The sequence below is a fragment of the Phyllobacterium sp. MT110 genome, from assembly GCF_058792715.1.
Genome location: NZ_JBXAFE010000004.1, coordinates 17,734 through 31,134, shown reverse-complemented (window position 1 = coordinate 31,134; position 13,401 = coordinate 17,734). Strand labels below are relative to the sequence as shown.

Genomic DNA, 13,401 nt, shown 5'->3' with positions numbered 1-13,401 from the left:
GTTGAAGCACACAGGTATATATTGTAAACCTAGTGTCAATAAGGCACTTAATGTAGATCAGGTATACAGGAGGAAACCATCATGACCGAGGATCGGAACAAAATGTGCGCCGTACACGGTCCCAGTCGCCTTCTGCTCGATCAGATCGCTGACAAATGGTCCGTGCTCATTCTGTCGCTGCTCTGTGGCAATCCCCTGCGTTTCAATGAAATAAAGCGCCGCATCGACGGCATTACGCAGAAGGCGCTCACCGAAGCCTTACGGCGGCTGGAGCGAAACGGAATGGTATCGCGACACGTCATTCCCATCTCTCCGATTGCCGTTGAATACAGTGTCACGCCGCTCGGCCACACGCTGAAGGAGCCATTTGGTGCTCTATGCACCTGGGCGCTGGAGCATGAGCACGAGGTTGAACAAGCTCGGCAATCGTTCGACCAACGCGCAATCGGTTATACAACCTCACCTGGCGGTGAGCGCGACATGAAGGCCGCTATTGATTGAACGGTACGGACTAGAATTTCTTTCTGGTTTTACCGCATCGGCACCGCGCGGACCAATAAACCCGAAACCCCATGATTTAAAGAATACCATTTCTGTCGAGATTAAATCGCGGAGGTTAGGCTTCCAGCTTCACTCATGATCCTGGAGCATCGATGACCAGACGGACAGACCAATTGAGTTTGGGCGCCTTTCTCTATCCGACAGGCCACCATATCGCCGCCTGGCGGCACCCGCAGGCACAGGCCGATGCCGGGTCGAACTTCGCGCATTATGCGGAGCTGGCGCGGATTGCAGAGGCAGCCAAGTTCGACCTGATCTTCATGGCCGATGGTGTCGGTACGCGCGGAACGGATACGGAGGCGCTGAGCCGTACGGCCATCCGTTATGTCGCGCAGTTCGAGCCATTGACGCTTCTCTCGGCGCTTGCCGCCCTGACCGAGCGGGTCGGCTTCGTCGCAACGGCGTCCACGACCTACAACGAACCCTACCATATCGCCCGGAAGTTTGCGTCGCTTGATCACATCAGCGGCGGCCGCGCAGGCTGGAACCTTGTGACATCGGCGAGTGAAGATGAAGCGCAGAATTTCAACCGTGACCACCATGTCGCCCATGCCGAGCGCTACGACCGTGCCGAGGAATTCGCGGATGTCGTGCGCGGATTGTGGGACACCTGGGAACAGGATGCGTTTCTGCGTGATAAGGATAGCGGCATCTTCTACGATCCGGCCAAGCAGCATCTGCTCAATCATCGGGGCAAGCACTTCAAGGTTCGCGGGCCGCTCAATGTCTCGCGGGCGCCGCAGGGGCATCCTGTCATCGTGCAGGCGGGTTCGTCGGAACCGGGCAGGGATCTTGCCGCCCGTACTGCCGAAGTCATATTCACGGCTCACCAGACGATCGAGGATGCACGTGCATTCTACAGCGACGTCAAGGGCAGGCTTGCCCGTTTTGGCCGTTCGCCTGACGATCTTAAGATCATGCCTGGTATTTTCCCGGTCATTGGCAAGACCGAATCGGAGGCACGGGAAAAGTTCGAACAGATCCAGGAACTCATTCACCCGGCGGTGGGGTTGTCGCTGCTGAATGGAATGGGCGGAGATGTCGATCTGTCAACCTATCCGCTGGATGGACCGGTTCCCGAGGTCACGGAAACCAATGGCAGTAAAAGCAGGCAGAAGCTGCTGCTCGATCTGGCCCGCCGCGAAAACCTGACCATCCGCCAGTTGTATCTGCGGGTGGCAGGTGCGCGCGGTCATTGGCAAATTGTCGGAACACCCGAACAGATCGTCGACCAGATGGAAGAATGGTTCACCACCGGTGCGGCCGATGGTTTCAACGTCATGCCGCCGCATCTGCCGGTTGGCCTGACGGATTTTGTCGAACACATCGTGCCGGAGCTGCGCCGCCGCGGTCTGTTCCGTACGGACTATGCCGGCCGCACCTTGCGTAGCCATCTCGGGCTGCGCGAGCCGTCGCACCCGGCGCAGGCGGCTGTTGCAGCCGAATGAAACGATTGACAGCGAAAGAGGTGGCATCATGACCAACCCTGTTCATCTGAAAATCCGCAATGTCAGCCGACACTTCAATGTCAACGGCACGACGCTGACAGCCCTTGACGATGTCAGTCTTGACATCAAAGCGGGCGAGTTCGTGACCATTGTCGGGGCGAGCGGCTGCGGCAAGTCGACCTTGCTTCGCCTCGGCGCAGGTCTCGATGTCGAGCACGACGGCGTGATTGAACACGGGGGCAGGCGCGTCGATGGTCCCAGCCTCGACCGGGGTATCGTCTTTCAGGAGCCGAGGCTTTTCCCGTGGTTGACCGTCGAGCGCAATGTTGCCCTCGGGTTGGAGAATACGGCTTTTTCCAAAGCGGAAAAGCGCCAGCTGGTGAGCGAGCAGATCGCGCTCGTTGGCCTTTCGGGCTTTGAAAAAGCCTATCCGCATCAGCTGTCCGGCGGCATGGCGCAGCGTGCCGGGATTGCCCGCGGCCTCGTCAACCGGCCGGATGTGCTGTTCCTGGATGAACCCTTCGGAGCGCTGGATGCCATTACCAAGACAAGGCTGCAAGGCGAGCTGCAGCAGATATGGGTAACGGAAAAGTTTACCATGGTGCTGGTGACCCATGATGTCGACGAGGCGGTCTATCTGGGAGACCGGGTGGTGGTCATGTCGCCGCGCCCGGGCAGGATCCGGCAGATCGTGCCGGTGGATTTACCGCATCCGCGCGAGCGCACATCCCCGGAGCTCGCCGCCATCCGCAATGAGGTGCTTGATATTCTCAACGGCACCACCGGCGAGGCGCCGAAGCCGGTATCCCGGCCGGTCGCAGCAAAACGACCTGCCGCACCCGCACACCCCATTCATGCCGCGCATCGCACCAAACATGCACAGCCGGCCTTTTCGACAACGGAGATATGAGATGACATTCTCAACGATTTTGCGGCGGACGGCCCTGGCTGTCTTCACCGTTTCCCTTCTGACGGCGCCTGTACGTGCGGCCGAGCCTTTGACGATCCATGTCGGCTACGCGGCCATCGGCGTCGACAACCGGCCCTTTGCCGAGGGCACATCGGCTGCAACGGCGCGGGCTGGCGAATATCTCGAAAAGGAATTCGCCAACGATCCCAACATCAAGATCGAATGGTTCTTCTTCAAGGGTGCCGGGCCCGCCGTCAACGAGGGGTTCAGCAACGATCAGCTCGATTTCGCCTATCAGGGCGATCTTCCGGCGCTGATCGGCCGGGCGAACGGTTTGAAGACCAAGTATCTCCTGGCCAGCGGCGCGCGCAAGCCGCTTTACCTCGCCGTGGCCAAAGATGCCGATATCAAGTCGGTTGCGGATTTGAAGGGCAAGAAGGTCGCCTATCAGCGCGGCACCAATGGCCATCTCTCGGCGATCAAGATTCTGGAAGCCAACGGCCTGACGGAGAAGGATATCCAGGTCATCAACCTCGACAGTGCCGGTACGGTCGCCGCACTGACCAGTCAGGACATCGATGCCGCCTTCGGCGATACGCAGCTGATCAATCTTGCGGCCAAAGGCAATGCCAAGGTGATCTATACGACCAAGGGGCAGGATCCGCGCTATGGCCGCAATGCCGGTATTATTGCCCGCGAGGATTTCATTGAAAAGCATCCCGAGATCACGCAGCGCGTTGTGGATGCGTTCGTCAAAGCAGCCCAATGGTCATCCGACGAGCCGAACCGCGCCGCGCTGTTCGAGCTCTGGCACAAATCAGGCACGCCGATCCCCATTCTCGAAGACTATTTCAGCAACGACACGCTCGCTTACCGTAATTCGCCGCTGATCGATGGTCTCCTTGTCTCCCAGTATCAGGAGCAGGGCGTCAAGGCGAAGGCGTTCGGCCTGATCCGCCGCGAGGTGAGCACCGATGGATGGTTCGAGCCGAAATATCTGAAGGCTTCACTTGAAAAACTGGGGCTGCAGACTTTCTGGCAAGCCTATGGTGCCGACGGCAAGCCGGCCGGTTCCTGAACAGGACATGCTGTTGGGTGGCAGACCATAGCATGAGCAGTTTTACAGATACGGCCACTGGCGCAGTTGGCGCCGTCGGCAGCGACAAGACAACAGGATGGAAGCGCCTTGGAAACCGGCGCGCTGTACGGCGTGCAGCCATTGGCCTGATCCTGCCGGTGATGCTGGTTTTGTACTGGTGGCTGGCGTCAAGCCGCGGCTGGCTGCCCGAGCAGATCCTGCCATCGCCCGCCTATGTCTATTCCACCGCGGTTGAAATGATCGCGTCCGGCGAGATATTCTATCATGCGGGCATGAGCCTGCGGCGGGTGGTCTTCGGATTTCTGTTCGGGGCGATTGCCGGATTGTCGCTGGGCATGGCGATGGGGCTGTCACGCACCGCCGACGACTATATGCGGCCGCTCTTTCTGGCCCTTGCGCAGATACCCACCCTGGGCTGGATTCCGCTCCTGATGCTGATTTTCGGTATCGGGGAGACCTTGAAGATCATCGTCATCGCCAAGGGTGCGCTGGTGCCGATGACGATGAATACCGCTGCCGGTATCCGTTCGGTTCCCGCAAATTATGTCGAAGTCGGCCGCGCCTTGCGGTTCAGCCGCCTGCAGACATTGCGGCTGATCGTTCTGCCGGGCGCGGCGCCCTCGATCTTTACCGGCGTGCGCTACGGTCTGACGCATTCCTGGACCGCGCTGGTCGGCGTGGAACTGCTCGCATCATCGGAAGGGCTTGGCTACCTGCTGGTGTGGGGACGCCAGATGTTCTGGCTCGATGTGGTGATCGTGGCAATGATCGTCATCGGTGTCGTCGGCTTTGTGATGGACAAGGGATTTGATCTCGCGGAAAGCTATCTGCAGCGCTGGAAGCGAAGCGAGGGTGAGGCATGACCGTTCTGTCCGCCATGCAAACGCCGAAGGCCGTGAAGATCAGGCGCGGGCTGACCTTGCCAGTCTTTTTGCTGATCCTTTGGGAGGTGGCGAGCCGCAGCGGTTTGGTCGATGCGCGTTTTCTTCCCTCCCTGGAAGATGTTTTCCTCACCGCAAAGCGGGAACTCGTTGATAACAACCTGTTCGGTGAACTTGCCGCCAGCCTCTTCCGCAATATCGCCGGGTTCGTCATCGGCTCGGCGATCGGCATTGTGTTCGCAACCCTTCTGGCGCTGTCGCGGTGGGCCGATGCCCTCGTCACCCCTACATTCAACGGGTTCAAGCAGATATCCCTTCTGGCCTGGATACCGCTGATTTCCATCTGGTTCGGATTTGGCGAACAGGCAAAGATTGTCTTTGTCGCCATCGCTGCCTTCATTCCGGTTGTTCTGAATACCTATGAGGGAATGCGCAATGTGCCGCGCGATCTGATCGAGGTCGGCCGGGCGCTGAAATTCACGCCGGTGCAGCGTGTCACCCGCATCTTCCTGCCCGCCGCCATGCCATCCATCGCCACCGGCGTTCATCTCGGCCTGATCTATTCCTGGCTGGCAACCGTTGGCGCCGAATATTTTCTCGCCGTTGGGCCCGGCATCGGCGGATTGATCATTGCCGGACGCGAGCGGTTCGATATGGCTCTGGTCATGGTTGGCGTCATCATCCTCGGTCTGGTCGGCTTTTTTCTCAACCGGCTTGCTGCTGCCGGGGAAGCCTACCTCCTGCGTTGGCGCGTCACGGCGCACTGAACTCGATGACCGATCCAGGACACCGTCAGGGCTTTATCGGGTGTGGCTGCATCAATTTGTCAAGCGACAGATTCCCGGCGCCGCCAACGACCAGGGCAAACATGCCGCCCGCAATGGCGAGGTCCTTCTCGAAATGCAGCAGCTCGTTCTGGTTGGCGAAATTGGTGTGGAACAGCAGCGCGGTCAGCAGGCAGAATATCCCCAGTGCCAAAGCGCCAAGGCGGGCGTAACAGCCAAAAGCGATGGAGATGCCAGCGCAGATCTGAAGGGCGATGGTGGCCAGGGCAAGCGGTGCGTTCACGCCGAGCTTTGCCATGACTGCAATTGTCCCATCCAGGTTTGCGGCCAGCGTAAAACCCTCGTGCAGAAATATCCAGGCCAGCAACAGCCGGCTGAACAGCATCAAAACATCGGCGAGATGCGTGCCTTTTGCCATCATGTTCACGACGTTTTCTCCCTTTTGGCTGGCGAAAAAGGCAGGCGGCGGTGAGCCGCCTGCCTTAGCGTTATTTGGTGCCGTTTGAGGCAATGAATTTTTGCAGGTCTTCAAGCTCTTCACAGCCATTCGGACAGAGCCGTGTCAGCGATGCCACCTGCTCGTTTGCCTTGTCCATTTTGCCGGTCTCGACATAGAGCTCGCCCAAATATTCACGGGCGGCCTTGTGATCAGGCTGGAGTTCCAAGGCTTTGGTATAATAGGTCAGGGATGTTTCGAAATCACCTGTCTTGCGCAGTGTGTAGCCGAGAAGGTTGTAGACGTCGGCCTGTGGGCTGTCTTCGGCCAGTCCACGCAGCTCCTCCAAAGCGCCGGTATAGTTCTTTGCTGCGATCTTTGCGCGCGCGGATGTCAGATCCGGAGCGCCTGCCGTCTCCATATTATCGACGGCGTAGGCCGGGGCGACAATGGTGCCGGGCATAAGGGTTGCAGCAGTGACAAGGCTTACAAAGCCGATGAATGCATTCTTGATCATGATCCTATCTCCTTTGTGTTTCTAAGCCTGGACGGTGGCCGTGAAGCCGTAGGCGTTGCCGTCCTTGACGAAGGTGCCCGAGCCGGGGAACGGAAAGTGTGAACCGCAGATCTGTATTTTGTCGGCGATCACACGATCGATGAGCTTGCGGCGGGTGGTAATGGCGGTCGGGCCATCCTGATCATAGCTGCCTTGCCATTCCGGGTGGGGCGCGAGCAGGGCAGGCACGTACATCGTGTCGGCCGAGACAAGCAATTGCTCATTGCCAGAGGCGACAAGGAAAGCGGAGTGTCCGGGTGTATGACCAGGCGCCGCAATCAGGTGTATGCCGGGGGCGACTTCCGCGCCATCCTTGACCAGATGCCAATTCTTCCATGTCGGGAAAACCTGGGCAATACGCTTGCCGGCCGGTTTGCGGCCCTCTGCAAGCTTGTCAACGCGTCCCGGTTCGGTCCACCAATTATATTCGGTCTCGTTCACGACCAGTTCGGCATTTGGAAATACCGGGGCATTCGTCTCCTTTTCCATCAATCCCCACACATGATCGGGGTGGAAGTGGGAGATGATGACGGTGTCGATCTTTGTGTGATCTATTCCGGCCGCCTGCATGTTTGCCGGCAGATGGGTGGCATTCGCCTGCCATTGGCCAACGCCGGAGCCCGCATCCATCATCACCAGCCGGTCACCGATTTTCAGCACGACGACAGTCAGCGGAATGGGCATGAATTCAGTGGTCAGGCCCGCCTTTGCCAAGGCCTGCTTGGTCTCATCGACAGAAGCATTTTTGATGAATGCCGGGTCATGGGGTTTGCGCCAGATGCCGTCATAGATGGCCGTGATCTCGACCGATCCGACCTTGTATTTGTAAAAGCCCACGGACGGTTCGATTGGCATTTCAGCCCATGCCGGCGGGATAAATTCGAGTTGCCTGGAAAGCCCGAAGGCCGCCGCAGCGGCCGCGGACCCGAGAACGGCGCGACGTGTAATGTCGAACATTGGAATTCTCCTTCAATGGAAAGCTCTAGCCAAACGGAGAACATGGTTCGATCAGTGCCTCCGCTGATGAAATAGATTGAGATCAGCAGGGGTTTATTCGCATTGGCCGTAGGTTTTTATGCAAGGCATTGAAAATGTTGGAGTAATTCTGACGGACAGGAGCTGCGCAAGGCACCGTAAAACGGTGTAAGATGAGCATTCTGCGCCAGCGGCGAAATAATTTGCGGGTTTCGGGAATATTCTGACGTTGCGTTCGATCTAGGTAACAAACGGCTTGTGGAATTTCGGAGAGGATTCAAGCGCGGCGACCGTGCCGCTTGGGAACACCATGACACAAATACACCCGGCAACCATATCCATGCTTGTTCCAAATTCCACCCGTGCGGCGCTTGCCTGGCGGTTGCGGGTGGCGGGTATGCGCGCATTTCTGGCAAATGTGCTGTCGCGGTGCACCCCAGGCGGGCAAGGCGGGGAATTGCCGGGCCTCATTGTGCATATGGCAGGGCTGGCGGGTCATGGCGTCGCCTCGGAAAGGGTGCGCCCTGCGGCCGATGCTACAGCGCGATTTAACCGGCTGATCATTCCGCATTTGGATGCCGCTTACAATTTTGCCCGCTTTCTGAGTCGTGACGGGGACGCCGCGCAGGATATTGTTCAGGATGCTTTCCTGCGCGCCTATCGCAGCTTTGACGGGTATCGCGGCGGTGACGCGCGATCCTGGGTCTTTGCCATTGTCAGGAATTGCTACCATGTCTGGCTGCAGGAAAATCGCCGCAAGTCTCGCGTTGAAATGCCTCTGACGGACAATAGTGACGGGGTGTCAGCCTCTATCGCCGAGAACATCGCCACCGAAGAGGATACGCCCGAGGCCGCTTTGATCCGCAAGACGGAATCCGAGCATGTCCGTATGGTCATATATTCGCTCCCCGATGCGTTGCGTGAAATATTGGTGTTGCGCGAACTTGAACAGCTTTCGTATCGGCAGATTGCCGACATCACAGACCTGCCCATTGGGACGGTCATGTCACGGCTCGCCCGTGCCCGGCAGGAATTCGCCAAGGCTTGGCACGGTGAAGCCAGCAACGAGGCGGCAGCATCATGAGCGAGACCAAACCGGAAAAATGCTCCGACTGGGCTGTCATGCTGCACGGCTTCATCGATGGCGAGCTCGACTCAATGCACGCGCTGCAATTTGAAGAGCACCTTGCCACCTGTGCAAACTGTACAGCGGAGCTGGAGAAGTTCACGGAACTGAAAAACATCATAGGTCAGGGTGGTGTCCGGTGGCAGATGCCCGAGCGTGTTCGCGAGCGGATCGTGTCAGCACTTTCACATGAGATCGACGGAGCGCCATCAAGCTCCCCCGCATCGGCATATCGCCTCGCCACGTGGCGGACAGCCGCGGATTTCATCAGGCGCTGGAGTTTTGTTCCGTCATTCGCGGCATTGGCTGCAAGTATTTTTCTCGTATTGTCGGTGCCGCCCCAGACCGCTGTACTCCAGGATGAGATTCTTGCCAGCCACGTGCGATCCCTGCTCGTCGACCACCTGACCGATGTGCAGACATCCGATCAACATACCGTTAAACCCTGGTTCAACGGCAAGATCGATTATTCTCCGCCGGTCATCGACCTCTCAGCACAGGGTTTCCCCCTTGTCGGCGGCCGCGTGGACTATATCAACGGCAGGGTGGTGGCGGTTCTGGTGTACCGCCGACACGGTCATGTCATCAATGTGTTCGTCTGGCCGGCATCTCCCATTGCGGCGGCAAGCAGGACACGCGAGGGCTATAATTTTGCCGAATGGTCCAGTGGCGGCCTGACATTCTGGGCGGTGTCGGATGTCAGCGTTGCTGATCTTGCGGCCTTCCGCGCGGATTTTGTCGCGGCTGTCGAGAAGTAGGGATCAAAGGAACAGGTCTTCGAATGACGGGCCTCAGCGGCTCATCCCCATGCTCATGTTCGTTAGGCCGGCTGTACGAGATTGGCCATCAGTCTGAACGCGCCTGGCACCAGCTTGTCGAGCTGATGATGCAGGACAAGGCCGGTGTGGGTGTGCCTGCCCTTGCCGATGCGGGCTGAGATCAGCCCGCCGTTCAGCGGCTGTTCGTTGGCATCATGCATGGACAATAGCGGCTCATAGGCATTGTCAAAATCCGACGCGAAATAAAGTCCGCGTTCCTTGTCCCATCCGTCCCAATCGGCTGGCCCAATGATGTTGGGGCCTGTCAGCAGGGGGTGTCGGGGTGACAATATCATTACCGGGGCGTGGGGATCGGTCACGCGCCAACGCAGTGACGGTGATCCGATTTTCAGATAGCGCGGCGGCGTGACGCTGGAAATCCAGCCGTCACTGGGACGATGGTACAGCGTGACGAGATGACCGCCGTTTTCAACAAAATTGTGAATGCGCGAAGTCGCTGTGCTCAGGTCTTTCCGCAGGCCGAATGTGAAAATGCCGACGACTATGGTGGTAAAATACGAGAGGTCGCCGCCAAGGGCCTCCGTGTCGAGTTCCGTGACATCCAGTCCCATGCGCTGAAGCCACAGGGCGACCTTGTCGGCTCCGCCACCGACGTAGCCAATTTTGGCGCCTTCCGGCAGCTTCAAGTCCAGCGTCAACACTCGTAGCCGTTCAGGGGCGATGAATACCGAGCGTCCGGTGTGCGGGTAGGAAATGGATGTGGTGCGCATGGCCGGGTGCCCGGATATCTCCGGTGTGATCTGGGTGATCCCGGCGGGCAGCGTCTCCGGAGCAGACAGCAGCCATTTGCCGTCCTGCGGCTTGATTGTCCAGCCGGGCGGCGCGTCAAAGCGCAAAGCAACCGCGGGATCCATCCCGTCGACCCCGATCTGCCAGCTGCGCGTCTGGTCACCGCGTTTGGCGATGATGGCCTCGGGCAGGAGTGTCAGGGAATGCCTGGGCACGATGCTCAATGGCTCTTCAAGATCGAACGTGCCTTGAACCTGCCGGTTGCCAATTCTGGCGGTAACATTGGCGAAAGCCACGCCGTTTCCACCGAGGCTTGACCAGGTGCGTCCATATGGGTTTGTCAGCGCTGCCGCTGCAGACGCTTCGATGTCGAAGGACCGAGACCTTGCGGCGTCCTGCGATCGCGTAACAGTTACGCCGGATGGCAGCATGATCGATATATCGCCGGGGAGCGGGATGGACGGATTGTCCATGTGCACCGTAATGCGGCCGGTGCTTTCGGGTGACAGGTGCTGCGGTTCTGTAACCGCCCGCACGTCTATCCCGGCCGTTTCAAGCAATGCCGCGTCAATTTCCCGACGCTTGCGATCCAGCCGATGTCCGTGCCGTGCCATGAAGTCCGGTGAGGCCAGCGTTTGGATACTGTCGACATGGCCGGCAGCACCCAGGAGGAACGCGGTGATGCGGTCGCGGTCTGGAAAGGCTTGGATGGCTGCATTGAGGGCGTCGTGGACCGATGCGAGCGCTTGGCTCACGGAATGATCTGCAGTGTTGGCAAGCTCTGCAAATGTCGCTGGAATGTCTTCGAGAATGGAACACTCGGATCGGCTTCCCCTCGGACCATACAGCAGATGCAGCGGCCACGCCGATCGCGGCATATCGCGCCAGATCCCCATGCCCTGGGAGGCATGATAGGCGCGTGACCATTCGCCGATATGATCGTAAGCGGCTCCTGTTGCCGCTTCGGTACCCGAGGCGTCGATGGCAATCGTTGTATCCGGCGGGGGAATCTCGTCATCATAGGTGTCGCCGCCGCCCGGCCAGGCGGGAAGGTAGTACTTGGCCACGCGCCACGGCGTCAGGCCCTCGGCAAAATGTTCGGGATAGGCCTCGGCATCCGCTGCGAGGGCAATGGCCGCTTCGGCAGCGCGGGTCATGGCGCGGTGATGACCATGCTGTCCGGGAACATCCAGAAATGTTGGAATGACGATATCCGGCCGCTCCTGCCGATAGGCGCGCACCAGGCGCTCGACGATGCGCTTTTCGTCCCATCGGGCAAATGTCGCGTCGCCGTCCTTGGAAAAACCGAAATCATGCACCGGGTCTTCCGGCCCGTGTCCGAGCCAATGGACATCCGCATCGAGCTGCCTGGCCGCCTCCTCCAATTCACGCGATCGCAGCACGCCGAGCGCCCCCAGTCGCTCCGGCCCGAGCGCATTCTGCCCGCCTTCGCCACGGGTCGAGCAGGCGATCACAACCCGCATTCCCAGGCCGAAGCGGAACATGGCCAAGAGACCGTTCTGCTCGTCATCGGGATGAGCGCCGGTGTTCATGACAGTCACGGTCGATGTCAATCGGGACAGCGCATGGTGCAGCCGGACGAGGGCCGGCCGGGACTTTTGTCGTTCGATCCGCTTATGGGACGTCAGCACGATATCCTCCTGCCGCTTATAACGTGTTGTGGGCTATGTCTGTTGGCGATGTATCGAGTTTGGGGGTCACGACTTCGAAGAGCGGCAGCGCGGCCGCGCCAAGTGCGGCAGTCAATTGACCCGTCTGGCCGCGCTGGACGCGCGGGAGCGAGCGCACACGGCGGCTCGCTACTGACACCGGCAAATGATGCATGGCGGAAATGATGTCATCGATGATTGCATCCGGCATGGCTCCGCCCAGCATCACGGTTTCCGGATCAAGAATATTTTCCAGCATCGAAACCATCGGGCTCAAATAGTCTGCGGCCTCGCCAATCCACGCTCTGAGAACGGGATGGTTGGCGGTATGAAGGGCTTCAAGGTCGGAAAATTCGCTGGCGGCGATGCCTGCCTCGCGCAGCTTTTCCTTCAGGGCATGCAGCGAGGCGTAGAGTTCGAGGCAGCCGCTCTGGCCGCACGGGCATTGCTTTCCGCGCGGTGCGACCACGATGTGTCCGATTTCACCGGCATTGCCGAAAGCACCGCGGAACGGTGTTCCCTCGTGGATGACGCCAAGGCCGATACCGGCTCCGAAGTAAATCATGCAGAAATCAGAAATTGTCTGGCCGGCACCGAACAGCCGTTCGCCTACCACGGCGGCGGTGGCGTCGTTTTCAACGATGACCAGTTCGCCGCTCGCCTCGGATAGAACTTTTGCAGTGTCAATCGCTCCCCAGCCGGGAAGGGTGGTTGGGCCAACGGACGTCATACCATCGATCTCAAACGGTCCGGGCATCACCACGCCGATACCAAGCAGCTTCGATTTGAAGAGGCCCCGAATCTTGTCCACCTCGCCGACAAAGCGGGGAATGAAATGTTCGGGCGTGGTGTTTTTGACGGGAACGATTTCCTTGGAACGCACTTGGCCGGCGAGGTCCAAAACAACGATCACCATGTGATCCGCGGCAATCTCGATGCCGATGGTAATGGCCCCCTCGGGATTGACTGCGAACTGTATGGGAGGCTGGCCGCGACCGGACCGCAGGCGTCCGACTTCCATCAGCAGGTTGTCGTTTACCAGTTCATCAACGATATTGGCCACCGCCTGGGCGGTCAGCTGCGTGAGCTTGGCGATGTGCATGCGTCCCAGCGAGCCATGAATGCGCACGACGTCCAGCACAACGCGCCGGTTGTGATGCCGGCTGCGCTCGGGGTTTTTGCCGATGGCAATCTGATGCGTACCGCTCATCTGTCGGGTCATATCACAAACCTTCGATTCCAGTCTTTTACCGATATCTCCAAGAGGTGTTCTGACGCAATACAATAATTCAAGTAAAGTATGTTATTGACAAATCATCGCTGACGGTGAAGCTTATAAGTAAGCCGCGACAACGTTCGCGGTTGCTGCAGCAGAAACATTGCCAT

Annotated in this window: 13 protein-coding genes; 8 read left to right on the top strand and 5 right to left on the bottom strand. The window is 58.9% G+C overall.

The features are described from left to right. The first annotated feature begins 81 nt into the window (after positions 1-81). The 6 genes from AC1Q5O_RS18060 to AC1Q5O_RS18035 all read left to right on the top strand — a co-directional run bounded on the left by AC1Q5O_RS18060 (position 82) and on the right by AC1Q5O_RS18035 (position 5,666). The gene (locus AC1Q5O_RS18060) at positions 82-501 is read left to right on the top strand and encodes a winged helix-turn-helix transcriptional regulator (RefSeq protein WP_492564845.1); all 420 of its coding nucleotides are present in this window, start codon (positions 82-84) and stop codon (positions 499-501) included. A 152-nt stretch (positions 502-653) separates the two neighbouring features. Then, a complete protein-coding gene (locus AC1Q5O_RS18055; protein ID WP_492564844.1) occupies positions 654-2,009 on the top strand; it encodes an LLM class flavin-dependent oxidoreductase in 1,356 nt (451 codons plus the stop codon). Between the two features lie 28 nt (positions 2,010-2,037). Beyond that, positions 2,038-2,919, top strand: coding sequence for an ABC transporter ATP-binding protein (locus AC1Q5O_RS18050; RefSeq protein ID WP_492564843.1), 882 nt, complete (start codon positions 2,038-2,040; stop codon positions 2,917-2,919). Between the two features lies 1 nt (position 2,920). After that, positions 2,921-3,997, top strand: coding sequence for an ABC transporter substrate-binding protein (locus AC1Q5O_RS18045; protein ID WP_492564841.1), 1,077 nt, complete (start codon positions 2,921-2,923; stop codon positions 3,995-3,997). A 32-nt stretch (positions 3,998-4,029) separates the two neighbouring features. Further along, positions 4,030-4,881, top strand: a complete 852-nt coding sequence (locus tag AC1Q5O_RS18040; protein ID WP_492564839.1) for an ABC transporter permease — start codon at positions 4,030-4,032, stop codon at positions 4,879-4,881. Beyond that, positions 4,878-5,666 (top strand): ABC transporter permease, encoded by a 789-nt coding sequence (locus AC1Q5O_RS18035; protein ID WP_492564837.1) that lies wholly within the window; start codon positions 4,878-4,880, stop codon positions 5,664-5,666. The genes AC1Q5O_RS18040 and AC1Q5O_RS18035 overlap by 4 nt, the downstream gene beginning before the upstream one ends. Positions 5,667-5,691: 25 nt before the next feature. On the opposite strand, the gene AC1Q5O_RS18030 is transcribed toward AC1Q5O_RS18035, so the two are convergent. From AC1Q5O_RS18030 to AC1Q5O_RS18020, 3 genes are all read right to left on the bottom strand, one after another. Beyond that, positions 5,692-6,105, bottom strand: coding sequence for a DoxX family protein (locus tag AC1Q5O_RS18030; protein ID WP_492565285.1), 414 nt, complete (start codon positions 6,103-6,105; stop codon positions 5,692-5,694). 67 nt (positions 6,106-6,172) lie between these two features. Next, on the bottom strand, positions 6,173-6,583 hold the full coding sequence (locus tag AC1Q5O_RS18025; RefSeq protein WP_492565283.1) for a tetratricopeptide repeat protein: 411 nt from the start codon (positions 6,581-6,583) through the stop codon (positions 6,173-6,175). A gap of 75 nt (positions 6,584-6,658) precedes the next feature. Further along, complete coding sequence (locus AC1Q5O_RS18020) at positions 6,659-7,633, bottom strand: MBL fold metallo-hydrolase (RefSeq protein ID WP_492564835.1); 975 nt, start codon at positions 7,631-7,633, stop codon at positions 6,659-6,661. Between the two features lie 496 nt (positions 7,634-8,129). On the opposite strand from AC1Q5O_RS18020, the gene AC1Q5O_RS18015 reads away from it, so the two are divergent. Both AC1Q5O_RS18015 and AC1Q5O_RS18010 read left to right on the top strand, forming a co-directional pair. Further along, entirely contained in the window at positions 8,130-8,735 is a 606-nt protein-coding gene (locus AC1Q5O_RS18015; RefSeq protein ID WP_492565281.1) for a sigma-70 family RNA polymerase sigma factor, read from the top strand. Continuing rightward, complete coding sequence (locus AC1Q5O_RS18010; RefSeq protein ID WP_492564833.1) at positions 8,732-9,535, top strand: anti-sigma factor family protein; 804 nt, start codon at positions 8,732-8,734, stop codon at positions 9,533-9,535. The genes AC1Q5O_RS18015 and AC1Q5O_RS18010 overlap by 4 nt, the downstream gene beginning before the upstream one ends. A gap of 62 nt (positions 9,536-9,597) precedes the next feature. Here the strand turns inward: AC1Q5O_RS18010 and AC1Q5O_RS18005 are convergent, their stop codons facing one another. Together AC1Q5O_RS18005 and AC1Q5O_RS18000 are read right to left on the bottom strand one after the other, a co-directional pair. Then, entirely contained in the window at positions 9,598-11,997 is a 2,400-nt protein-coding gene (locus tag AC1Q5O_RS18005) for a PIG-L family deacetylase (protein ID WP_492564831.1), read from the bottom strand. A gap of 16 nt (positions 11,998-12,013) precedes the next feature. After that, positions 12,014-13,237 (bottom strand): ROK family protein, encoded by a 1,224-nt coding sequence (locus tag AC1Q5O_RS18000; protein WP_492564830.1) that lies wholly within the window; start codon positions 13,235-13,237, stop codon positions 12,014-12,016. Positions 13,238-13,401 lie beyond the last annotated feature (164 nt).

Bases quoted from the DNA above. Each gene is read 5' to 3' on its own strand.
- AC1Q5O_RS18055 (WP_492564844.1), top strand. From the start codon at position 654: ATGACCAGACGGACAGACCAATTGAGTTTGGGCGCCTTTCTCTATCCG.
- AC1Q5O_RS18035 (WP_492564837.1), top strand. From the start codon at position 4,878: ATGACCGTTCTGTCCGCCATGCAAACGCCGAAGGCCGTGAAGATCAGG.
- AC1Q5O_RS18030 (WP_492565285.1), bottom strand. From the start codon at position 6,105: ATGATGGCAAAAGGCACGCATCTCGCCGATGTTTTGATGCTGTTCAGC.
- AC1Q5O_RS18060 (WP_492564845.1), top strand. From the start codon at position 82: ATGACCGAGGATCGGAACAAAATGTGCGCCGTACACGGTCCCAGTCGC.
- AC1Q5O_RS18025 (WP_492565283.1), bottom strand. From the start codon at position 6,583: ATGCCCGGCACCATTGTCGCCCCGGCCTACGCCGTCGATAATATGGAG.
- AC1Q5O_RS18020 (WP_492564835.1), bottom strand. From the start codon at position 7,633: ATGTTCGACATTACACGTCGCGCCGTTCTCGGGTCCGCGGCCGCTGCG.
- AC1Q5O_RS18000 (WP_492564830.1), bottom strand. From the start codon at position 13,237: ATGACCCGACAGATGAGCGGTACGCATCAGATTGCCATCGGCAAAAAC.
- AC1Q5O_RS18040 (WP_492564839.1), top strand. From the start codon at position 4,030: ATGAGCAGTTTTACAGATACGGCCACTGGCGCAGTTGGCGCCGTCGGC.
- AC1Q5O_RS18010 (WP_492564833.1), top strand. From the start codon at position 8,732: ATGAGCGAGACCAAACCGGAAAAATGCTCCGACTGGGCTGTCATGCTG.
- AC1Q5O_RS18050 (WP_492564843.1), top strand. From the start codon at position 2,038: ATGACCAACCCTGTTCATCTGAAAATCCGCAATGTCAGCCGACACTTC.
- AC1Q5O_RS18015 (WP_492565281.1), top strand. From the start codon at position 8,130: ATGGCAGGGCTGGCGGGTCATGGCGTCGCCTCGGAAAGGGTGCGCCCT.
- AC1Q5O_RS18045 (WP_492564841.1), top strand. From the start codon at position 2,921: ATGACATTCTCAACGATTTTGCGGCGGACGGCCCTGGCTGTCTTCACC.